General features: G+C 49.6%; 20 protein-coding genes and 2 tRNA genes. 13 read left to right on the top strand and 9 right to left on the bottom strand.

Features of this window, described 5'->3' with window-relative positions:
* Positions 1-44 precede the first annotated feature (44 nt).
* The 4 genes from PUP35_RS12490 to PUP35_RS12475 form a co-directional block, all read right to left on the bottom strand.
* Positions 45-129 (bottom strand) — tRNA-Tyr (locus PUP35_RS12490).
* A 35-nt stretch (positions 130-164) separates the two neighbouring features.
* Positions 165-249: transfer RNA gene (locus PUP35_RS12485), tRNA-Tyr, on the bottom strand.
* A 158-nt stretch (positions 250-407) separates the two neighbouring features.
* Positions 408-1,250, bottom strand: a complete 843-nt coding sequence (gene purU / locus PUP35_RS12480) for a formyltetrahydrofolate deformylase (RefSeq protein WP_023312104.1) — start codon at positions 1,248-1,250, stop codon at positions 408-410.
* A 46-nt stretch (positions 1,251-1,296) separates the two neighbouring features.
* A complete protein-coding gene (locus PUP35_RS12475) occupies positions 1,297-1,755 on the bottom strand; it encodes a YchJ family protein (RefSeq protein ID WP_127731315.1) in 459 nt (152 codons plus the stop codon).
* Positions 1,756-1,869: 114 nt separating this feature from the next.
* Between PUP35_RS12475 and rssA the strand changes: the two genes are divergently transcribed.
* The 3 genes from rssA (at position 1,870) to galU (ending at position 4,986) form a co-directional block, all read left to right on the top strand.
* Complete coding sequence (gene rssA, locus PUP35_RS12470) at positions 1,870-2,772, top strand: patatin-like phospholipase RssA (RefSeq protein ID WP_274239850.1); 903 nt, start codon at positions 1,870-1,872, stop codon at positions 2,770-2,772.
* Between the two features lie 91 nt (positions 2,773-2,863).
* Entirely contained in the window at positions 2,864-3,877 is a 1,014-nt protein-coding gene (rssB, locus tag PUP35_RS12465; protein ID WP_127731313.1) for a two-component system response regulator RssB, read from the top strand.
* 200 nt (positions 3,878-4,077) lie between these two features.
* A complete protein-coding gene (gene galU, locus PUP35_RS12460) occupies positions 4,078-4,986 on the top strand; it encodes a UTP--glucose-1-phosphate uridylyltransferase GalU (protein WP_008502780.1) in 909 nt (302 codons plus the stop codon).
* 202 nt (positions 4,987-5,188) lie between these two features.
* On the opposite strand, the gene hns is transcribed toward galU, so the two are convergent.
* Positions 5,189-5,602, bottom strand: a complete 414-nt coding sequence (gene hns / locus PUP35_RS12455; protein WP_008502781.1) for a histone-like nucleoid-structuring protein H-NS — start codon at positions 5,600-5,602, stop codon at positions 5,189-5,191.
* 549 nt (positions 5,603-6,151) lie between these two features.
* Here hns and tdk point away from each other — a divergent pair.
* A complete protein-coding gene (gene tdk / locus PUP35_RS12450; protein ID WP_111965933.1) occupies positions 6,152-6,766 on the top strand; it encodes a thymidine kinase in 615 nt (204 codons plus the stop codon).
* Between the two features lie 68 nt (positions 6,767-6,834).
* Here tdk and adhE read toward each other — a convergent pair whose 3' ends face one another.
* Positions 6,835-9,513 carry a bifunctional acetaldehyde-CoA/alcohol dehydrogenase gene (gene adhE / locus PUP35_RS12445; RefSeq protein WP_059446810.1) on the bottom strand — a complete coding sequence of 893 codons (2,679 nt, stop codon included), beginning with the start codon at positions 9,511-9,513 and terminating at the stop codon, positions 6,835-6,837.
* Between the two features lie 478 nt (positions 9,514-9,991).
* On the opposite strand from adhE, the gene PUP35_RS12440 reads away from it, so the two are divergent.
* The 7 genes from PUP35_RS12440 to PUP35_RS12410 all read left to right on the top strand — a co-directional run bounded on the left by PUP35_RS12440 (position 9,992) and on the right by PUP35_RS12410 (position 17,876).
* Positions 9,992-10,639, top strand: a complete 648-nt coding sequence (locus PUP35_RS12440) for a YchE family NAAT transporter (protein ID WP_008502784.1) — start codon at positions 9,992-9,994, stop codon at positions 10,637-10,639.
* A 770-nt stretch (positions 10,640-11,409) separates the two neighbouring features.
* Positions 11,410-13,041, top strand: coding sequence for an oligopeptide ABC transporter substrate-binding protein OppA (oppA, locus tag PUP35_RS12435; RefSeq protein WP_111965934.1), 1,632 nt, complete (start codon positions 11,410-11,412; stop codon positions 13,039-13,041).
* An 84-nt stretch (positions 13,042-13,125) separates the two neighbouring features.
* On the top strand, positions 13,126-14,046 hold the full coding sequence (gene oppB / locus PUP35_RS12430; RefSeq protein ID WP_008502786.1) for an oligopeptide ABC transporter permease OppB: 921 nt from the start codon (positions 13,126-13,128) through the stop codon (positions 14,044-14,046).
* A 12-nt stretch (positions 14,047-14,058) separates the two neighbouring features.
* A complete protein-coding gene (oppC, locus tag PUP35_RS12425) occupies positions 14,059-14,967 on the top strand; it encodes an oligopeptide ABC transporter permease OppC (RefSeq protein WP_008502787.1) in 909 nt (302 codons plus the stop codon).
* A gap of 11 nt (positions 14,968-14,978) precedes the next feature.
* Positions 14,979-15,992, top strand: a complete 1,014-nt coding sequence (locus PUP35_RS12420; protein WP_045404931.1) for an ABC transporter ATP-binding protein — start codon at positions 14,979-14,981, stop codon at positions 15,990-15,992.
* Positions 15,989-16,993 carry a murein tripeptide/oligopeptide ABC transporter ATP-binding protein OppF gene (gene oppF, locus PUP35_RS12415; RefSeq protein WP_045404928.1) on the top strand — a complete coding sequence of 335 codons (1,005 nt, stop codon included), beginning with the start codon at positions 15,989-15,991 and terminating at the stop codon, positions 16,991-16,993. Before PUP35_RS12420 ends, oppF begins: the two co-directional genes overlap by 4 nt.
* Before the next feature lie 46 nt (positions 16,994-17,039).
* On the top strand, positions 17,040-17,876 hold the full coding sequence (locus PUP35_RS12410) for an ion transporter (protein ID WP_274239838.1): 837 nt from the start codon (positions 17,040-17,042) through the stop codon (positions 17,874-17,876).
* Between the two features lie 31 nt (positions 17,877-17,907).
* On the opposite strand, the gene PUP35_RS12405 is transcribed toward PUP35_RS12410, so the two are convergent.
* On the bottom strand, positions 17,908-18,237 hold the full coding sequence (locus PUP35_RS12405) for an HI1450 family dsDNA-mimic protein (RefSeq protein WP_006810881.1): 330 nt from the start codon (positions 18,235-18,237) through the stop codon (positions 17,908-17,910).
* Between the two features lie 33 nt (positions 18,238-18,270).
* Positions 18,271-19,731: a cardiolipin synthase gene (cls, locus tag PUP35_RS12400; RefSeq protein ID WP_008502791.1), complete on the bottom strand. Its 1,461-nt coding sequence runs from the start codon at positions 19,729-19,731 to the stop codon at positions 18,271-18,273.
* Between the two features lie 144 nt (positions 19,732-19,875).
* Here cls and PUP35_RS12395 point away from each other — a divergent pair, with 144 nt between their 5' ends.
* Both PUP35_RS12395 and leuE read left to right on the top strand, forming a co-directional pair.
* Positions 19,876-20,049: a YciY family protein gene (locus tag PUP35_RS12395; RefSeq protein ID WP_086379783.1), complete on the top strand. Its 174-nt coding sequence runs from the start codon at positions 19,876-19,878 to the stop codon at positions 20,047-20,049.
* A gap of 110 nt (positions 20,050-20,159) precedes the next feature.
* On the top strand, positions 20,160-20,795 hold the full coding sequence (gene leuE, locus PUP35_RS12390; protein WP_045404924.1) for a leucine efflux protein LeuE: 636 nt from the start codon (positions 20,160-20,162) through the stop codon (positions 20,793-20,795).
* Positions 20,796-20,840: 45 nt separating this feature from the next.
* Here the strand turns inward: leuE and PUP35_RS12385 are convergent, their stop codons facing one another.
* Complete coding sequence (locus tag PUP35_RS12385) at positions 20,841-23,057, bottom strand: phosphoglycerol transferase I (protein ID WP_271368161.1); 2,217 nt, start codon at positions 23,055-23,057, stop codon at positions 20,841-20,843.
* Between the last annotated feature and the right edge of the window lie 105 nt (positions 23,058-23,162).

The following is a 23,162-nucleotide window of genomic DNA, read 5'->3' as shown; positions in this document are numbered from 1 at the left end:
TGATGCACGGTGCGAGCAGAATGTTAAGTGTCGTTTGGAAGTGATGGTGGTGGGGGAAGGATTCGAACCTTCGAAGTCGATGACGGCAGATTTACAGTCTGCTCCCTTTGGCCGCTCGGGAACCCCACCAGGGGTAATTCAAATTTTGAGGTCGTGCTGAGAGATGGTGGTGGGGGAAGGATTCGAACCTTCGAAGTCGATGACGGCAGATTTACAGTCTGCTCCCTTTGGCCGCTCGGGAACCCCACCACGGGGTAATGCTTTTTTACTGGCCTGCTTCCTGCTGGAAGCGGGGCGCATCATATCAAATGAGACGCCCCTGTAAAGCATTCCTTTAGGGAAATGAAGCTGTTTGCCTGCTTTTTATCCGTAAAGGCGCAAAGCTAATCAATTCATTTTCCGAAAGATTAAAGAATGATGGTTCTGTTGCCGTAAACGAAGACACGCTGTGCCAGCACCTGATACAGCGCGCGGCTTAACACATTCTTCTCAACGTCACGCCCTGCACGCATCATGTCCTCAGCGGTGTAAGTGTGATCCACATGAATCACGTCCTGCATGATGATGGGACCTTCGTCCAGGTTGTCATTCACGTAGTGGGCTGTCGCGCCAATAATCTTCACGCCACGCTCGTACGCCTGGTGGTATGGACGCGCACCAATAAAGGCCGGCAGGAACGAGTGGTGAATATTGATGATCTTGTTCGGGAAACGCGCCACGAAAGATGGCGTTAATACGCGCATGTATTTCGCCAGCACCACGTAGTCCGGGTTATGCGCTTCAATGGCCTGGGCCATCAAATCGTCGTGTTCTTCACGCGTATGGCCTTCGTGGCTGACCAGCTCGAACGGAATATCAAAGCGTTCGACCAGCGTGCGCAGCGTCTCGTGGTTGCCAATAACGGCAGCAATTTCGACGTCCAGACCGCCGTAGTTTGCTTTCATCAGCAGGTCGCCAAGACAGTGTGCTTCTTTGGTCACCAGGATCACGATGCGGCGTCGACCGGCTGGGGTCAGTTCGCGCACGGAACCCTCCGGAAGCGCGCTGTCCAGATCGGCCAGCAGAGTGGTGTCGTTGAAAATACCTTCCAGTTCGGTACGCATAAAGAAGCGGCCGGTACGGTGGTCAACGAACTCGTTGTTCTGCACGATATTCAGTTCATGTTTATAGCAAATGTTGGTAATTCGTGCGATCAGCCCTTTTTGATCGGGACAGATGGTGCGCAGAACTTTACGTTGTAATGATTGCATCGCCGGGAAATCCTGTTTGTATTTGCGAAGTCTGGGTTGTCAGGCATTACTGCCCGCAACACTTTTTAAATTTTTTACCTGAACCACACGGGCAGGGATCGTTACGACCAAACTGTGGGCGCGTTCCGTCAATATAATACCACTGCCCGCTTTCCTTTAAGAACCGGGAACGTTCGATAATGGCCCCCGGTTTATTATTCTCGTTAAAACGGGCTACAAAGCTGACGTAACCTTCATCAACATGACTGCCTGGAGAGGATTCATAGACGGTGAGGCCGAGCCACTGCGTGTTCGCGAAGCCGGCTTCGATGTCCTTTCTGAATTCGGCAGCGTGGCAGGAGGGATGCCAGGTTTTAATCAGGTAGTCTGCGTCTTTGATCACAAAAGCAGTGTAACGTGAACGCATGAGGTGTGACGGGTCTGGTGCAACCTGATCGCCAGACAGATATCGCTGGCAACATAGGCTATACTCCAGAGCGCTACCACAAGGGCAGAGTTGAGACACGATTCTCTTCCTGGAACAAAAAATAAAGGCGTAAAACGCTTCGGGTAGCACTATGTTAACTGAGCTGTTGCGTTGACGCTATGTCAGGAATCCAGGGGAAGTAAAACAGGGCTAATGAGAAAGGTTAAAATTGGACTGGCGCTGGGCTCAGGTGCAGCCCGGGGATGGTCACACATCGGCGTGATTAATGCCTTAAACAAGATGGGCATTGACGTAGATATTGTCGCAGGGTGTTCTATCGGGTCGCTTGTCGGATCCGCTTACGCGTGCGGAAAGCTTACGGAACTCGAGACCTGGGTGCGTTCCTTCAGCTACTGGGACGTGCTGCGTCTGATGGACCTCTCCTGGCAGCGTGGTGGACTGTTGCGCGGCGAACGCGTTTTTAACCAGTTCCGCCAGGTTATGCCTCTCGAAGACTTCACTGATTGTCAGATGCCTTTTGGCGCCGTCGCGACGAACCTCAGTACAGGACGCGAACTCTGGCTAACCGAAGGGGATATCCATCTTGCCGTGCGCGCCTCCTGCAGTATGCCGGGACTCATGGCGCCTGTCCCACACAACGGTTACTGGCTTGTCGATGGTGGCGTCGTTAACCCGGTTCCCATCTCTCTGACCCGTGCAATGGGGGCGGATATCGTAATTGCCGTCGATCTGCAGCACGATGCCCACCTGATGCAACAGGATCTCATGCCGGTCAATCTGCAGAGCGAAGATGCTGAGGGCGAGAAACTTGCCTGGCACGAGCGCCTGCGCGGCAGAATCGGGCGTATGGCCGCGCGACGCTCGGTTACCGCGCCGACGGCGATAGAAATCATGACCACGTCAATACAGGTACTCGAGAATCGCCTTAAACGTAACCGTATGGCAGGCGACCCTCCGGATATCCTTATTCAGCCGTACTGTCCGCAAATCTCTACTCTTGATTTCCATCGGGCTGAGGCCGCCATCGCAGCGGGCTCGTTAGCCGTCGAAAAGAAAATGGACGAATTGTTGCCTTTTGTGCAGACCGCACGTTAAGCACCTTTTTTTGACTACTTCAGCAAAATCTGACAGGCGATAGTGCCGATCGCATGCCACTATTTAGTTACTGTCAGCCAGGGGAGGAACCATGACGCAGCCATTGGCCGGAAAACACATTTTGATTGTTGAAGACGAGCCCGTTTTCCGATCGCTACTGGATTCGTGGTTATCCTCGCTGGGCGCAATGACGTCACTGGCAGAAGATGGCATCGACGCCCTGGAAAAAATGATCGGCATTACGCCCGATTTGATGATTTGCGACATAGCGATGCCGCGCATGAATGGACTGAAGCTGGTTGAACATCTGCGTAACGAAGGTAACCAGACGCCGATTCTGGTGATCTCGGCCACAGAGAATATGGCGGATATTGCCAAAGCATTACGTCTTGGCGTCCAGGATATTCTGCTTAAACCAGTCAAGGATCTGAACCGGCTGCGTGAAACGGTCCTGGCGTGCCTTTATCCCAATATGTTTAATTCCCGGGTAGAGGAAGAGGAACGTCTTTTCCAGGACTGGGATGCCCTGGTGAGTAATCCGCCTGCTGCGGCGAAACTATTGCAAGAGCTCCAGCCGCCCGTGCAGCAAACTATTTCACACTGTCGCGTAAATTATCGCCAGCTGGTGGCGGCTGACCAGCCCGGACTGGTGCTGGATATCGCACCTTTATCTGATACCGACCTTGCGTTTTATTCTCTGGATGTCACCCGGGCAGGGGATAACGGTGTATTAGCCGCGTTACTTCTTCGCGCGCTATTTAATGGTTTGTTGCAGGAACAGTTATCGCATCAGGGACAACGGCTACCGGAGTTAGGCAGTTTACTCAAACAAGTAAACCAGCTTTTTCGTCAGGCCAATTTACCCGGACAGTTCCCGCTGCTGGTCGGCTATTACCACAGCGGTTTAAAAAATCTGATCCTCGTCTCAGCAGGTCTCAACGCTTCACTGAATACCGGTGAACATCATATTCAGGTGAGTAACGGCGTGCCGCTTGGGACATTGGGAACGGCTTATCTTAATCAAATTAGCCACCGCTGTTCCTCCTGGCAGTGCCAAATTTGGGGCGCCGGGGGACGGCTACGCTTAATGTTGTCCACGGAATAAGCAATTGGATCTTAATTTTAAGATTGCTTTACCTGTGTTTTACGGGGAGTGCTACTATCGCTGCCCAGATTCATGCGTATTTGTCCTAATTGATCGGCAACGCGTTCTTTTCAGACCCGGACTGCGGGGCGAGGCTGATATACTCAACGCGTTATTTATTGCATAAAAGTTCAAAACTTGAACAGCTCAGGAGAATTTGAATGGCTGCCCTAAATTCGAAAGTCAGAAAGGCCGTTATCCCGGTAGCGGGATTGGGGACCAGGATGTTACCAGCAACTAAGGCGATTCCTAAAGAGATGCTGCCTCTGGTTGATAAGCCATTAATCCAGTATGTCGTTAATGAATGTATCGCAGCCGGCATCACTGAAATTGTGCTGGTTACGCATTCATCTAAAAACTCTATCGAAAACCATTTCGATACAAGCTTTGAACTTGAAGCCATGCTGGAAAAGCGTGTTAAGCGTCAGCTGTTAGAAGAAGTTCAATCTATTTGCCCTCCACACGTCACCATTATGCAGGTTCGTCAGGGCCTGGCTAAAGGTCTGGGCCACGCTGTTATGTGTGCGCATCCTGTTGTAGGTGATGAGCCTGTAGCGGTAATTCTGCCCGACGTAATTCTGGACGAATACGAATCCGATCTTTCTCAGGATAACCTGGCTGAAATGATCAAACGTTTCGACGAAACCGGCAGTAGCCAGATTATGGTTGAGCCTGTTGAAGACGTAACGGCATACGGTGTGGTTGACTGCAAAGGCGTTAACCTTGAGCCGGGCGAAAGTGTGCCAATGGTTGGTGTCGTAGAGAAGCCTAAAGCCGACGTAGCGCCTTCAAACCTTGCCGTTGTAGGTCGCTATGTCCTGAGTGCTGAAATCTGGCCTCTGCTGGCTAAAACGCCTCCAGGCGCGGGTGATGAGATCCAGCTGACGGATGCCATCGATATGCTGATCGAGAAAGAGACCGTTGAGGCCTACCATATGAAAGGTAAGAGCCATGACTGCGGTAATAAGCTCGGTTATATGCAGGCATTTGTTGAATATGGTATCCGCCACAACACCCTTGGTGAGGAATTTAAAACCTGGCTCAAAGAGAGCGTAGGTATTAAGAAATAAGCCACGGTTGTAAATGTTCGAAACCGGTGAGGCATTGCCCACCGGTTTTTTTATGCCCATAACACTCCCAAAAACCTGTCTGAAAGTACAGTCGATGAAATTGCTAAATAATGCTTTATGACAGAGTGTAAGAGGATGTATGCGACAAATTTAGGTTAAAAAAAATCCCGCAATATGCGGGATTTTTCTGAATATGGCTCGATTAATCCTTGATCAGGAAGTCGTCCAGCTGTTTACCCTGCTCATCCATCGCTTTCTTGATTACAGCAGGAGTACGACCCTGGCCAGTCCAGGTTTTAGTTTCGCCGTTCTCGTCAACGTAGCTATATTTAGCAGGACGTGCCGCACGCTTGGCTTTAGTACCGGTTTTAGCGGCAGCCATGCTGTTCAGCAATTCATTTGGATCGATACCATCAGCAATCAGCATTTCACGATATTGCTGCAGTTTACGAGTACGTTCTTCGATTTCAGCCGCAGCAGCGCTTTCTTCTTCACGACGTTCATTAACTACAACTTCTAATTTTTCCAGCATTTCTTCAAGCGTTTCGAGGGTGCATTCTCTTGCCTGCGCACGAAGAGTACGGATGTTGTTCAGAATTTTAAGTGCTTCGCTCATTGTAGTAATCTCAAACTTATAATGGGGGGTGGTTTGTTGACCTAATAATAGAGCCATAAATTCAGTTGTGCAATAGCCAGGAATGTAAGGAATTCAAAAAATACTAAATAAAGGCGCTATTATTAATTACGCTAACTTAAATTTCACCACCCGGCAGTCTCGGTTGTTATCACCGGAAGCTGCTTAACCCGGTCGATTGTGTCTTTTTTTTGTGACATTTCCCGCAGGAATTATAGTTGCGGCGGAGAAATATCAGCCTTTTGTATTAGTTCCCCTCCGTGATGTTAAGACTGAAATAGTTAATAAATAGTGAATTTTAATGAACGGGGATTCCACTATAAAAAGCAGTGTTATGTTTTGCTGAACATATAACATATTGGCCGAGGAGAGGGCGTTTACTACATGTTTTAACGGGTTATTTTCATGAAAAGAAGGTTGTAAACTCCGCGCTGAAACGCTTCCCCTGTGTGCTACATCGCTGATGACCAGACAAAATATGGTACAATGACTCATCGGGAATATTACACATTGATTAGGGTTTTACGGCCAATGGCACAACTTTATTTCTACTATTCGGCAATGAATGCCGGGAAATCCACCGCGTTGCTGCAATCCTCGTACAATTACCAGGAGCGCGGGATGCGTACCGTTGTTTATACGGCTGAAATTGACGATCGCTTTGGTGCAGGTAAGGTGAGCTCAAGAATAGGACTCTCGTCGCCTGCGAGGCTTTTTAACCCGAAAACCGATCTGTTTGAAGACATTCATGCAGAACATGCTGCACAGCCGATTCACTGTGTCCTGGTCGATGAGAGCCAGTTTCTGACGCGTGAACAGGTATATGCCCTGTCAGAAGTGGTCGATGAGCTTGATATCCCCGTTCTTTGTTACGGCCTGCGCACGGATTTTCGCGGTGAACTCTTTGCCGGGAGTCAGTATTTGCTTGCCTGGTCGGATAAACTTGTTGAATTGAAAACAATCTGCTTCTGCGGTCGTAAAGCCAGTATGGTGCTTCGTCTTGACCAGGCCGGTAAACCTTATGCAGATGGTGAGCAGGTGGTGATAGGCGGTAATGAACGCTATGTTTCGGTCTGCCGTAAGCATTATAAAGAAGCGTTGTCTGTAGGCTCGCTGACGGCGATTCAGCACGACAACAGAAAATAATGTCAGTCTTGTTATTCAGACATAAAAAAACCCGCCAATAAGGCGGGTTTTTCATCTGCTGCTGTCAATTAAGCGCTTTTCTTCGCTTTCTTGTCAGCTTTGATGACAGGAACTTCTGTTTTCACAGCGGCAACATCACCTTCTTTGAACTCACGACCATAGTAGGTATCCAGCAGAATCTGTTTCAGCTCGGAGATCAGTGGGTAGCGCGGGTTAGCACCAGTACACTGGTCATCGAAGGCATCTTCAGACAGCTTATCTACATGAGCGAGGAAGTCAGCTTCCTGAACGCCTGCTTCACGGATAGATTTAGGAATACCCAGCTCAGCTTTCAGGCTTTCCAGCCATGCCAGCAGTTTCTCAATCTTCGCAGCAGTACGGTCGCCCGGTGCGCTCAGACCAAGGTGGTCAGCGATTTCAGCATAGCGACGACGTGCTTGTGGACGGTCGTACTGGCTGAAAGCAGTCTGTTTAGTTGGGTTGTCGTTAGCGTTATAACGGATAACGTTGCTGATCAACAGGGCGTTCGCCAGACCGTGAGGAATGTGGAACTGTGAGCCCAGTTTGTGCGCCATTGAGTGGCAAACACCCAGGAAGGCGTTGGCAAACGCGATACCGGCGATGGTTGCTGCGCTGTGAACGCGTTCACGTGCTACCGGGTTTTTAGACCCTTCATTGTAGGACGCTGGCAGGTTTTCTTTCAGCAGTTTCAGAGCCTGCAGAGCCTGACCGTCAGAGAACTCAGATGCTAGGACAGAAACGTAGGCTTCCAGGGCGTGAGTTACCGCATCCAGACCACCGAACGCACACAGTGACTTAGGCATTTCCATGACCAGGTTTGCATCAACGATAGCCATGTCTGGGGTCAGCGCGTAGTCAGCCAGTGGGTATTTCTGACCTGTCGCATCGTCTGTTACTACCGCAAATGGTGTAACTTCTGAACCGGTACCGGAAGTAGTGGTTACCGCGATCATTTTGGCTTTTACGCCCATTTTCGGGAACTTGTAGATACGTTTACGGATATCCATAAAGCGCAGCGCCAGTTCTTCGAAGTGGGTTTCAGGGTGCTCGTACATGACCCACATGATTTTCGCGGCATCCATTGGGGAACCACCGCCCAGTGCGATAATCACATCTGGTTTGAAGGAGTTAGCCAGCTCAGCACCTTTACGTACAACGCTCAGGGTAGGGTCCGCTTCAACTTCAAAGAACACTTCAGTTTCAACGCCAGCCGCTTTCAGCACAGAGGTAATCTGGTCAGCGTAGCCGTTGTTGAACAGGAAACGGTCAGTCACGATGAGCGCACGTTTGTGGCCATCAGTAATCACTTCATCCAGCGCGATTGGCAGTGAGCCACGGCGGAAGTAGATAGATTTCGGAAGTTTGTGCCACAACATGTTTTCAGCTCGCTTAGCAACGGTTTTCTTGTTGATCAGGTGTTTTGGACCAACGTTTTCAGAGATGGAGTTACCACCCCAGGAACCACAACCCAGAGTCAGGGAAGGTGCGAGTTTGAAGTTGTAAAGGTCACCGATACCACCCTGGGAAGCAGGGGTGTTGATCAGGATACGCGCAGTTTTCATCATCTGACCGAAGTGAGCGACGCGTTCTGGCTGGTTATCCTGGTCGGTGTACAGGCAAGACGTGTGACCGATACCGCCCATGGCAACCAGCTTCTCAGCTTTCTCTACCGCGTCTTCGAAATCTTTCGCACGGTACATGGCAAGCGTAGGAGACAGTTTTTCGTGTGCAAACGGCTCGCTCTCGTCGACAACTTTCACTTCACCGATCAGGATTTTGGTTGTAGCCGGGACGGTAAAGCCTGCAAGTTCAGCGATTTTGTACGCTGGCTGACCCACGATAGCGGCGTTCAGCGCGCCATTTTTCAGGATAATGTCCTGAACTGCTTTCAGCTCTTTGCCCTGCAGCAGGTAGCCGCCGTGGCTGGCGAAACGTTCACGAACGGCGTCGTAAACAGAGTCTACGACAACAACAGACTGTTCAGATGCACAGATAACGCCGTTATCGAAGGTTTTAGACATCAGTACAGACGCAACGGCACGTTTGATGTCAGCGGTTTCGTCGATAACAACAGGTGTGTTACCGGCGCCAACACCGATCGCTGGTTTACCGGAGCTGTATGCGGCTTTAACCATGCCAGGACCACCGGTCGCCAGGATCAGGTTAATGTCCGGGTGATGCATCAGCGCATTGGAGAGCTCAACGGAAGGTTGGTCGATCCAGCCAATCAGATCTTTTGGTGCACCAGCAGCGATCGCCGCCTGAAGGACGATATCCGCAGCTTTGTTAGTCGCATCTTTCGCACGTGGATGTGGAGAGAAGATGATTGCGTTACGGGTCTTCAGGCTAATCAGTGATTTGAAGATAGCAGTAGACGTTGGGTTAGTGGTCGGAACGATACCGCAGATGATGCCGATAGGTTCAGCGATGGTGATGGTACCGAAGGTGTCGTCTTCGGACAGCACGCCACAGGTTTTCTCATCTTTATAGGCGTTGTAGATATACTCGGAAGCGAAGTGGTTTTTAATCACTTTATCTTCCACGATACCCATGCCGGATTCGGCAACGGCCATTTTAGCGAGAGGGATTCGAGCATCTGCAGCAGCCAGTGCGGCCGCGCGGAAGATTTTATCAACCTGTTCTTGGGTGAAATTGGCATATTCACGCTGGGCTTTTTTAACGCGCTCGACGAGGGCGTTCAGTTCAGCGATATTAGTAACAGCCATAATGCTCTCCTGATAATGTTTAAACTCTTTTAGTAAACCAGCGCTCGATACGTCACACAGTATAGACAGAGCCGATACGACTTGCGTAACACAAAGTAAAACAAAGAGTTACTTTCTGCGTCAGCACACTAATTTACTAAAAGAGCCTTACCTTAGCATCATCCCTTTTTGTCAGGTGACCTCCCTGGGGGTGTAACCAAGATTACTCACTTCTGAGTACTGAAATCATGATCTGTGTCAATTTTTCCCCAAGCTGATACCTTTCAGCAGGGTTATTTCTTTGAGATTTTTCCAGTGTTAAATAATTAAGTAAGTATTGGAAGCAGCACTATCATTGATTATACATCTGTTTAACATCCTGAAATGATAACGTTTTGGTACAGATTTCAAGTGAAGTATGCTGATAAAAAGGGTATCTTCAGCGCGATTTCTCACGACAAATTGTCAGTCCCGGGCATGTGTATAAGCGGAGCAAAACGTGATCCAAACGCTCTTTGATTTTCCAACGTATTTTAAATTTTTTATTGGTTTGTTTGCCCTGGTCAACCCGGTGGGGATCATTCCAGTCTTCATTAGTATGACGAGTTACCAGACGGCGGCGGCCAGGAACAAGACCAACCTTACCGCTAACCTGTCGGTCGCTATCATATTGTTGACCTCCCTTTTTCTCGGAGACACGATTCTTCAGCTGTTCGGGATTTCAATTGATTCTTTCCGCATTGCGGGTGGGATCCTGGTCGTGACCATCGCTATGTCCATGATCAGCGGTAAGCTCGGCGAGGATAAACAGAACAAGCAGGAGAAGTCAGAAACCGCCATCCGCGAAAGTATTGGCGTGGTGCCACTGGCCTTACCGCTGATGGCCGGTCCTGGTGCCATCAGTTCAACCATTGTCTGGGGGACGCGATACCATAGCCTGATGCACCTGATCGGTTTTTCCGTCGCAATTGCTATTTTTGCGCTCTGCTGTTGGGGAGTGTTCCGCATGGCGCCCTGGCTTGTACGCCTGTTGGGGCAGACGGGAATTAACGTCATAACGCGTATCATGGGCCTGCTGTTGATGGCGTTAGGGATTGAATTTATCGTGACGGGAATTAAAAGCATTTTCCCCGGTTTGCTGCACTGATATTTCGTATGAAAGAACGGAGCAACGGCTCCGTTTTTTTACGTCATTATCAGTAAATCCTATAACTAAAGTTGAAATGCTCACATATCATAATAAATTCTACTAATAATGTTCATTACTTGTATTTCAATAAGTTATTAATCCCCCTAAAACCCGCCTGCACAGAAAATCTTCGATCGCTCTGTTATTTTACTCACATGATACTCTGGGGCTTGCTGAGAGATAACCGAAATGATATTAGTAATTTCAACATTCCCCTAGATGAATGTGCTAAATAATAACCAGTTGTTAAATTTTTGTACAAAATCACTCGATGATAGCGCAGCGACGCGCTTGTAGAGAAGATTTTCTCTATCCTATTGAATGTCATGTTTTTTTAGTGATGTTTGATGTCCGGCAAGGCTGCCCTCAACGATACGGCACTCACCGTAAAAGAGAATTGCTTAACAAATTTGCAAAATGTATTGGCGCACGTTTACGCCATTTGATACTTTCCGGCCTAATATTTTGCAGCATAAAACAAGCAGATGAGAATTATTTTCATATGGTTCTCATCTCAGATATCCAGCCCAGGCCTCAAACAGGGGAGGCCTGTAAAGAATCGACGCAAGACGGCCATACGAGCGGTCAGTAATAAAAAAGTCGGTGATAGCAAGCAGTAAAAGAAGAACCTGACAGCAGCAAAAAAAACTCCTGCGCTGTACAGGCCCCAACAGGGGATTACACAGCTGGCGAAGGCCAGTCATTATAATGAGTGGAGTACCAACACAATGTCCATCATCACAAAAAAAAATCTGGTAGCGGCGGGGATTTTAACTGCGCTAATCGCGGGCAACGCTGCAATGGCTGCGGACGTTCCTGCAGGTGTTCAACTGGCTGAGAAACAGACGCTGGTGCGTAACAACGGTGCGGAAGTTCAGTCCCTTGACCCGCACAAAATTGAAGGTGTTCCTGAGTCTAACGTTAACCGCGACCTGTTCGAAGGCCTGCTGGTGACAGACGTAGACGGCCACCCGGCACCGGGTGTCGCAGAAAAATGGGAAAACAAAGATTTCAAAGTCTGGACCTTCCATCTGCGCAAGGATGCGAAATGGTCCGACGGTACGCCGGTCACGGCTGAAGATTTCGTTTATAGCTGGCAGCGTCTGGCGAATCCTACAACCGCCTCTCCGTATGCGAGCTACCTGCAATATGGCCACATCGCCAATATTGATGACATCATCGCGGGCAAAAAACCGATCACCGATCTGGGCGTTAAAGCGATCGATGCCAATACCTTCGAAGTGACGTTGAGCGAACCTGTTCCGTACTTCTATAAGCTGCTGGTTCACCCGTCCGTCTCCCCGGTACCAAAATCTGCCGTGGAAAAATTTGGTGAGAAATGGACCCAGCCTGCCAATATCGTGACCAACGGTGCCTATAAGCTGAAAGACTGGGTGGTCAACGAGCGTATGGTGCTTGAGCGTAACCCGCAGTACTGGGACAACGCTAAAACCGTTATTAATCAGGTGACCTACCTGCCAATTTCGTCCGAAGTGACTGACGTTAACCGCTATCGCAGCGGTGAAATCGACATGACCTATAACAACATGCCGATTGAGCTGTTCCAGAAACTGAAGAAAGAGATCCCTAAAGAAGTTCACGTCGATCCGTACCTGTGCACCTATTACTATGAAATCAACAACCAGAAAGCACCGTTTACCGACGTACGTGTTCGTACCGCGCTGAAGCTGGCACTGGATCGCGATATCATCGTCAACAAAGTGAAAAACCAGGGCGATCTGCCGGCGTACAGCTATACCCCTCCATACACCGATGGCGCAAAACTGACCGAGCCAGACTGGTTCAAACAGACTCAGGAACAGCGTAACGCAGAAGCGAAGAAACTGCTGGCCGAAGCGGGCTACACCGCAGATAAGCCGCTGACCTTCAGCCTGTTGTACAACACCTCCGATCTGCACAAAAAACTGGCTATCGCCGTCGCCTCGATCTGGAAAAAGAACCTGGGCGCGAACGTGAAGCTGGAGAACCAGGAGTGGAAGACCTTCCTCGACAGCCGTCATCAGGGTACCTTTGACGTGGCGCGTGCTGGCTGGTGTGCGGACTATAACGAACCGACCTCCTTCCTGAACACCATGCTGAGTGACAGCTCAAACAATACCGCGCACTATAAGAGCCCGGCATTCGACAAGCTGATTGGCGACACGCTGAAAGCCACTGACGAAGCACAGCGTACTGAACTGTACTCTAAAGCCGAGCAGCAGCTGGATAAAGATTCCGCGATCGTTCCGGTTTACTACTATGTTAACGCCCGTCTGGTGAAACCGTGGGTAGGTGGGTATACCGGTAAAGACCCGATGGATAATATCTACGTTAAAAACTTGTATATTATCAAGCATTAATGGCAATGAGTGGGGCGGGCTCGCTCGCCCCACGGTGTCTAACCAACGTCACACTATATAGGCACACGCCAGAAGGTACGGGCAATGTTGAAATTTATCCTACGTCGCTGTCTTGAAGCGATTCCAACGCTATTTATTCTTATCACGATTTCCTTCTTCATGATGCGCCTCGCGCCGGGAAGTCCATTTACCGGTGAGCGTACGCTGCCGCCAGAAGTCATGGCGAATATCGAAGCGAAATACCACTTAAACGATCCTATCTCTACCCAGTACTTCAATTACCTGAAGCAGCTGGCCCACGGTGATTTTGGACCGTCATTTAAATATAAAGACTATTCCGTTAACGACCTGGTGGCCTCCAGCTTCCCGGTTTCGGCGAAATTGGGTGCTGCGGCATTCATTCTGGCGATCGTTTTCGGGGTCACCGCAGGCGTTATCGCCGCGCTCAGACAAAATACCAAATGGGATTATGCCGTAATGGGGGTGGCGATGACCGGGGTAGTCATACCCAGCTTCGTTGTTGCGCCATTACTGGTGATGATATTTGCCATTACGCTGAAGTGGCTGCCTGGCGGCGGCTGGAACGGCGGGGCATTGAAGTTCATGATTTTGCCGATGGTGGCATTATCTCTGGCGTACATCGCCAGTATCGCGCGTATCACCCGTGGTTCAATGATCGAAGTGCTGCACTCGAACTTCATTCGTACCGCGCGTGCTAAAGGGCTGCCGATGCGTCGGATTATCTTCCGCCACGCGCTTAAGCCGGCACTGTTGCCCGTGCTCTCCTACATGGGACCGGCGTTCGTCGGGATCATTACCGGCTCGATGGTTATCGAAACAATTTACGGCCTGCCGGGCATCGGCCAGCTGTTTGTTAACGGCGCGCTTAACCGCGACTATTCGCTGGTACTGAGCCTGACTATTCTCGTCGGTGCGCTGACCATTCTCTTTAACGCTATCGTTGATGTCCTGTACGCCGTCATCGACCCGAAAATCCGTTACTAACTGGAGCACGCCATGATGTTGAGTAAGAAAAACAGCGAGGCGCTGGAAAACTTCAGTGAAAAACTGGAAGTGGAAGGTCGTAGCCTCTGGCAGGACGCGCGCCGTCGCTTTATGCACAACCGCGCGGCGGTTGCGAGTCTGGTGGTTCTGGTGATCATCGCGCTGTTTGTGACCCTGGCGCCGATGCTGTCGCAATTTACCTATTTCGACACCGACTGGGGCATGATGTCCAGCGCGCCGGATATGGAATCAGGCCACTATTTTGGCACGGATTCATCCGGACGCGATCTGCTGGTGCGTGTCGCTATTGGTGGTCGTATCTCTCTTATGGTCGGTATTGCTGCCGCTCTGGTGGCGGTGATCGTGGGGACGCTCTACGGCTCTCTGTCCGGCTACCTTGGCGGCAAAGTGGACTCGGTGATGATGCGTCTGCTTGAAATCCTGAACTCCTTCCCGTTTATGTTCTTCGTCATCCTGCTGGTGACCTTCTTTGGTCAGAATATCCTGCTGATCTTCGTGGCCATCGGGATGGTGTCATGGCTGGATATGGCGCGTATTGTTCGCGGCCAGACGCTGAGCCTCAAACGCAAAGAGTTTATCGAAGCCGCGCAGGTCGGCGGTGTCTCTACCGGGAATATCGTGGTTCGCCATATCGTTCCTAACGTGCTGGGCGTGGTGGTGGTCTATGCCTCACTGCTGGTGCCAAGCATGATCCTGTTTGAATCTTTCCTGAGCTTCCTGGGTCTCGGTACACAAGAGCCGCTGAGCAGCTGGGGCGCGCTGCTCAGCGATGGCGCAAACTCAATGGAAGTGTCTCCGTGGCTGCTGCTTTATCCGGCGGGTTTCCTGGTCGTTACCCTGTTTTGTTTTAACTTTATCGGCGATGGCCTGCGTGATGCCCTCGACCCGAAAGACCGTTAAGGAGCGCCGTCATGACAATTATTGAAACGGCAACCGCGCCACAGGCGCAGCAGCGGAGCGACCTTCTGCTGGACGTAAAAGATCTTCGCGTCACCTTTAAGACTCCGGACGGGGATGTCACCGCCGTGAACGATCTCAACTTCAACCTGCGCGCGGGTGAAACGCTCGGCATCGTCGGTGAATCCGGATCCGGGAAATCTCAGACCGCCTTTGCGTTAATGGGCCTGCTGGCTGCTAACGGCGTGATTGGGGGCTCCGCGAAATTCAACGGTCGTGAAATCCTTAACCTGCCGGAGCACGAGCTGAACAAGCTGCGCGCCGAACAGATCTCGATGATTTTCCAGGATCCGATGACTTCGCTGAACCCGTACATGCGCGTTGGTGAGCAGCTGATGGAAGTCCTGATGCTACACAAAGGTCTGGGCAAAGCCGAAGCCTTTGAAGAGTCGGTCAAAATGCTCGATGCGGTGAAAATGCCGGAGGCACGCAAGCGCATGCGCATGTTCCCGCACGAGTTCTCTGGCGGTATGCGTCAGCGCGTGATGATTGCGATGGCGCTGCTCTGCCGGCCTAAGCTGCTGATTGCCGACGAACCTACTACCGCGCTGGACGTTACCGTTCAGGCGCAAATCATGACCCTGTTGAACGAGCTGAAGCGTGAGTTCAACACGGCGATTATCATGATTACCCACGACCTGGGCGTGGTGGCGGGCATCTGTGACAAAGTGCTGGTAATGTACGCCGGGCGAACGATGGAATATGGCAAAGCGCGCGATGTCTTCTATCAGCCAGCTCACCCGTACTCCATTGGCCTGCTGAACGCGGTGCCGCGTCTTGATGCGGAAGGGGAATCCCTGCTCACCATTCCTGGCAACCCGCCAAACCTGCTGCGCCTGCCGAAAGGCTGTCCGTTCCAGCCGCGCTGCCCGCACGCGATGGAAATCTGCAACAGCGCTCCGCCGCTGGAAGAGTTTGCACCAGGCCGTCTGCGCGCCTGCTTTAAGCCGCAGGAGGAGCTGGTATGAACGCATTAGATGAAAAACGCAACGTGCTGCTTGAAATTGCTGACCTTAAGGTGCATTTCGACATTAAAGACGGAAAACAGTGGTTCTGGCAGCCGTCGAAGACCCTGAAAGCGGTGGATGGCGTTACGCTGCGCCTGTACGAAGGGGAAACTCTGGGCGTGGTCGGAGAGTCCGGCTGCGGTAAATCGACCTTTGCGCGCGCCATTATCGGTCTGGTAAAAGCGACCGACGGCAAAGTGGCCTGGCTGGGTAAAGATCTGCTGGGCATGAAACCCGACGAGTGGCGCGAGGTGCGCAGCGATATCCAGATGATTTTCCAGGATCCGCTGGCATCCCTTAACCCGCGTATGACCATCGGCGAGATTATTGCCGAGCCGCTGCGGACCTATCATCCGAAGATGTCTCGTCAGGAAGTGCGCGATCGCGTTAAGGCGATGATGATGAAAGTCGGCCTGTTGCCTAACCTCATCAACCGCTACCCGCACGAATTCTCCGGCGGCCAGTGCCAGCGTATTGGTATCGCCCGTGCGCTGATCCTCGAGCCGAAGCTGATTATCTGCGACGAGCCGGTTTCCGCGCTGGACGTGTCCATTCAGGCACAGGTGGTTAACCTGCTGCAGAAGCTGCAGCGTGAAATGGGGCTGTCGCTGATCTTCATCGCGCATGACCTGGCCGTAGTGAAACACATTTCAGACCGCGTGCTGGTGATGTATCTGGGTCACGCCGTGGAGCTGGGTACCTATGACGAGGTGTACCACAATCCGCTGCACCCTTACACCAAAGCGCTGATGTCGGCGGTACCGATCCCCGATCCGGATCTGGAAAAGAATAAGACCATCCAGCTGCTGGAAGGTGAATTGCCCTCACCGATTAACCCGCCGTCGGGCTGCGTCTTCCGCACGCGCTGCCCAATGGCCGGGCCGGAATGTGCGAAAACGCGTCCAGTTCTGGAAGGCAGTTTCCGACATGCGGTTTCCTGCCTGAAAGTAGACCCGTTATAATCGCAAGGGCTGACATGATGTCAGCCCTTATTTTTGCGAGGTAACTGTGTCGCGTTTATTAACGTCAGCCCGTCGGCGGCTTTATCATTTTTTATTCGATCCTGAAACGGTATCCGGACGTCGCTTCGAAGGTCTTTGCGGTTTATTTGCGCTTCTCAGCGTGGTCGTCATCTTTATTGAATCGGGTGCCGGGACGCAATATCACCTGACGTTTGACGAATGGGACATCTTTGTCTGGCTTGAGCTGGCGATTACCCTGGTTTTTACCGCTGAATATATCCTCCGGGTAATAGCCTGGCCCAACCCGGCCCGATATGTTTTCAGCTTCTGGGGATTTATTGATTTAGCCACCATTCTGCCGCTCTACGTCATGTGGCTGTGGCCGGAAATCAGCCTGAGCTATGTCTTTGCCTGGCGAGCGATGCGCGTTATTCGCGTATTACGTATTCTGAAATTACTGCGTTTTATGCCCTCATTACGCGTGTTCTGGAGTGCAATCGTCAGCGCACGGCATCAGCTCATTCTGTTCTACTCGTTTATCGCCATCGTCATGATTGTTTTTGGCGCGCTGATGTATTTAATAGAAGGTCCCAAATATGGCTTTACGACGCTCAATGCCTCCGTCTACTGGGCGATTGTGACCGTCACGACCGTGGGTTATGGTGATATTACTCCCCACACGCCGCTGGGCCGCATTGTGGCGTCAGTGCTGATTTTGATTGGCTATTCGGTGATTGCCATTCCGACTGGACTTATTACCACACACATGAGCAGCGCGTTTCAGAGCCGCAAGCAGCAGCGCAAGTGTCCTCATTGCCAGCAGGGTGAACATGATCACGACGCGCGGTTTTGTCATCGCTGTGGCAATAAATTGCCGGAGTAAATAAAAAAGGCTGCAATCGCAGCCTTTTTTATTATTCGCGCCAGAGTATATGGCACAGCTTATGGTCTTTCTCTCGACACAGCAGGACGCGAGCGAAAATATCGTTAATTTCACCACCGTCTTCATCTGCCAGCCCAATTACAACTTCGGCAAAAAAGTCAGGGTTCAGGTCGAAATCCACATGCTCAGCCCAGTCTTCTGAAGGGTCAAACAGCTCGGCACCGCCGCGCTCTTCGAACTGCAGATTAAAAAGGATCACGTCTGCGGGATCGAGGTTATCAACCGCCAGTTCGAGAAAAATGTCATAGGCCTGCTCGAGCGTTTCGTCTTCGGTCAGGCGATTGTTCAGATCCATTTCCATGATGACTACCTGTTTAACATCGTTGGGCACGTTTTACAGCAACGGACTAAAGAAGTAAAACAGTCGTTCGGCAATTCTCTGCCACAGCGGACGTTTTACCCACAGTCTGGCATCCAGCAGACGCGAGCGGGAGATATAATCATCCTGCACCGCCGCGAGATCGCCGCCAAAGCCGGCATCATCAATGACCAGCGTGATTTCAAAGTTGAGCCACAGGCTGCGCATATCCAGGTTGACCGTGCCCACCAGGCTCAGCTCACCGTCGACGAGCACGCTCTTGGTGTGGAGCAATCCGCCTTCAAACTGGTAAATTTTCACCCCGGCGGCCAGCAGTTCGCTAAAGAATGCCCGGCTGGCCCAGCCCACCAGGAGAGAGTCATTTTTGCGCGGCAAAATGATGCTCACATCGACACCGCGCTGCGCGGCTGTACAGATGGCGTGCAGGAGGTCGTCGCTGGGGACAAAGTAGGGCGTCGTCATGATCAGATATTCACGCGCCGAGTAGGTTGCCGTCAGCAGCGCCTGATGGATCAAGTCCTCCGGGAAGCCCGGCCCGGAAGCAATGGTATGAATGGTATGACCGCTGGCCTCCTCAAACGGCATAATATTGCCGTCCGGCGGCGGCGGCAGGATACGCTTGCCGGTTTCAATCTCCCAGTCGCAGGAATAAACGATACCCATCGAGGTGGCAATCGGCCCCTCCATTCGCGCCATCAAATCAACCCATTGACCTACTCCTGAGTCCTGTTTGAAGAAGCGCGGGTCGACCATGTTCATGCTGCCGGTGTAGGCAATATAGTTATCGATCATGATCATTTTGCGATGCTGGCGGAGATCCATCCGGCGCAGAAACACGCGAAGGAGATTTACCTTCAGCGCTTCGACCACTTCGATCCCGGCATTACGCATCATGCCTGCCCAGGGGCTGCGGAAAAATGCCACGCTACCCGCGGAGTCAAGCATCAGGCGGCAATGAATGCCGCGCCGTGCGGCGGCCATCAGCGATTCAGCGACCTGGTCAGCCATCCCGCCGGGCTGCCAGATATAAAAAACCATCTCGATATTATGACGAGCCAGCTGAATATCGCGGATTAACGCCTGCATGACGTCGTCGGAGGAGGTCAGCAGCTGCAGTTGGTTGCCCTTAACGCCGCCAATCCCCTGGCGGCGCTCGCACAGCTTAAACAATGAGGAGGCGACGCTGCTGTTCTCCTCGGCAAAAATATGTTTGCAGGCTTTAAGATCGTTCAGCCACTTCGCGGTGGAGGGCCACATGGCACGGGCGCGCTCGGCACGGCGTTTACCCAGATGAAGCTCACCAAAAGAGAGATAGGCAATAATTCCCACCAGCGGGAGGATGTAAATGATCAGAAGCCAGGCCATGGCAGAGGGTACGGCTCTGCGCTTCATCAGGATGCGTAACGTCACACCCGCGATTAACAGCCAGTATCCTAGAATGACCAGCCAACTCACCACGGTGTAGAAGGTTGTCATAGGTAAAAAAATCCTTTTGAAAGCGTATTGTTATGAGTGTACGCATCAGGATTCATCTGGCAAATAAAAACGCCAGGTAAAAGCGCTGGTTTGCTGCCGGGTTGGGTTTATAATGGCGGCTCAGTTAGTTTAAGAGTTGTAGACATGAAGCGCAGTAGAACAGAAGTAGGGCGCTGGCGCATGTTGCGACAGGTGAGTCGTCGCAAGGCTCGTTGGCTGGAAGCACAATCCCGCCGCAATATGCGTATTCACGCCATCAGAAAATGTGGATTGACGCGGCACCGCAATGCGTTGCTGTTCGCAGTCCAGGATATCTGAGAACCATGAGGGCACCGTAACTGGTGCCCGCTGATTTTATTGCGTCTGATCTTTTGGGGATAGCGTATTTGCAGCGTTGTTCCTGTTGTGTTTAGCAAAAGGAGGGAGAAGTGTTTGCGGAGTTTGGCGTACTGAATTTCTGGACGTATGTTGTTGGCGCATTTTTTATCGTTCTGGTGCCAGGACCGAATACCCTGTTCGTGCTAAAAACCGGGATCGGTCACGGTGTTAAAAAAGGGTATCTCGCCGCTACGGGCGTATTTATTGGCGATGCGGTGCTGATGTTTCTCGCCTGGGCGGGCGTCGCGGCATTAATCCAGACCACGCCGGTACTGTTTAATATCGTGCGCTATCTCGGGGCTTTCTATCTGCTCTGGCTGGGGGGCAAAATGCTCTGGTCGGTGGTAAACCGTCAAAAAAACGCGCATGAGAGCGGCCCCGAACCTGCCAGTATGATCATGAAACGTTCCCTGGTGTTAAGCCTGACCAACCCCAAAGCGATTCTGTTCTACGTATCGTTCTTCGTTCAGTTCATTGACGTGAATGCGAAGAGTACCGGCACTTCTTTCCTGATCCTTGCGACGACGCTGGAGTTGATAAGCTTTATGTACATGAGCTTCCTGATCTTCTCCGGCGCGTTTGTCACACGTTATCTGAAAACAAAAAAGAAACTGGCAAAGCTGGGGAACGGGCTGATAGGGCTGCTATTTGTCGGATTTGCGGCGAGGTTAGCGTCGCTGCATTGATGGTTTGAAAGGCTCCTGAAGGAGCCTTTCAACAGATTATAAAAATTAGCTACAGTCTTTGAAAATGGTACATAACTCGTTGAGTTTATAATTTGTTTTGTTTATAAACACATCTAATGGGATATCAGGGCTCCCTAAAATGAACTTAGTATCGCTTTTAGTATAGGTTCCTATTATTTGCTGTCTGGGGGCCAGGTCAGTAGCCGCATTCGCGCGCAATAATTCATTAACTGATGGTCTGGTTTCATAAGGGATACAAAAAACAGACTCATTTGAAGCAATGATGAGAGTCGAACTATCTTTACCAATCAAGTTTTTTACTGCATTCACATCAACTGGAACGTTATTGCATGTGTTAAAATTGGCCAAGAGTTTTATTTTTTTATTTTCTCCTTCAAGTTTGTAAAAATTAATCCCATATGGCATGGTTTGCTCTTGAATATTATCATTAATGCCTGTCTGGACATTAAGTGGCCCAGACGAAATGCCGATAAGTTCCTGAGAAAATAAAGGAGATACAGCGTTAAGCTCTCTTCTATTGAAAATACCTTTTTCATTTATTTGGTACTGTGTCGTACTATTATGTGTTAGTTCATAACCACATAAGCCTTGTTTACTTTTCGATGTTACTGAACAATTATTTATATAAAAAAGAATATTATCTTCGGCAGTAATTCTTTGCGCGTTTAAGGCAAAGGCTTCAAAATAAATGCTCTTGATGTTTTTATTCTTATCAGCGGTTCCGAAGAGAGGCCATTTGTATTCTTGTTGGCCAATTGTCAATTTGCCATCTTTAAATGAGAATTTATCATTTAGGGAAGGGTAATTCCATAGTGAAGACGAAAACCCTAGATAATCACTAATGTTTTTAGATTTTTCCCATGATTGTAAAATCTGGCTTTTTTCATTCCGAAGTAAACTGTGACCAAATCCAAAATCAGGTTTATCAGCCGAAGAGATATCAAGTATAGTCGGCCAGACATCCAGCAATGTTCCTGGTTTGGCGATTTTAGTGGGTTTAATTCCTTTTTTTATAATAATAAAATTGTTCCTACGCTTGTCCTGAATGCTGTCAAGCTCTTTACTAGCAGCGTTAGCCATCATCAAATGATCTGAAACAAGAACAATGATTGTATTGTCAAAATGGTCTGAGTCGATGATTTTTTTAATAAATGTACCAATAAGATAATCAGAACAACTTGCTGATTTAAACATAGGGTTAGTGATGGCAGCATTAATATGTCCATCACAAGCAGATAAATAGGTACCTGCTGGCGGATGAGTATTGACGGTTAAGAATGAGAGGAGAAAATTATCTTTTGAGGTCGATAACTTTTCAAATTCATTATATACATGGTCAATGAGCGAATCATCATGAACACCCCATCCGCTAATGTCATTTTGATTTACTACGTGATGATTAAGCAAATATTGTTTATCATGTTGATAAATCCAGCCATGCTGAGAAAAGAACTTATCCCCTCCAGCAAATTCTTTATCACTCCCACGTATAAATTCCGTAGTGTATCCACTTTTTTTCAAATGTGTTGCAATGCAATCAGCCCCACCCAAGAAATGTGACATATTATTCGCTGAATTACCTTGAGGGAGGACTAATGGAATAGCACATTGGGTATTGACCATACCTGCCATTGTCCACCCCATACCCGGAATTTGACGTATGTCAGTGAATTCAAGATATTGATCTGCAAGTTTACTTATTTGTGGTATATAATTGATGCCATCAATGTTTCTCAGTGAACGTTCAAGGCTCTCAGCATAAATAAAAACATAGTTGTACTTTTTATTCATTTCGTAATCAACGCTGTTATACTGCCTGGCCACTTTTACACCATTCCCATAGGATAAGTTCTGAAGCGAGTTGTATATATTTTGGGTTGCATTAGATTGAAAAACGAAAAATAAAAGGGATGAAATAAATAAAACATTATAGAATGTGGCATTGCGACGTGGCAATTTTTTTCGAAATTTGAATGACGCAAATATTATCGCTATAGAAATCAAAATAAATATGCTGGCTGCAAAAACTTTAGGCAATATATCATCAATAGACGTCCCGTGAACATTACTTCTCAGATGATAATAAACTGCATCATTTACACCATTTCCGGTAAACATATTTGATATAAACCAGAAAGCAAATATCAGTAATGCAATAACCACCGCAATCGATTTGATTCTGATAAATGTAGCATTAGCAAAACAAACGGCCAATAATAATACTAATAAGATATAATCCATAACAAACTTTTCTAAGTAAAAGAGATGAATGGATTATATCTTTTTTCATTCAAAAAGGTAGTAGGGCAATGCAACGTTAGTTTGCTGCCCTACATTTACACGATT

The organism is Enterobacter sp. S-33, assembly GCF_028735835.1.
GTDB lineage: Bacteria > Pseudomonadota > Gammaproteobacteria > Enterobacterales > Enterobacteriaceae > Enterobacter > Enterobacter vonholyi.
This window is presented reverse-complemented; position numbering and strand designations above follow the sequence as displayed.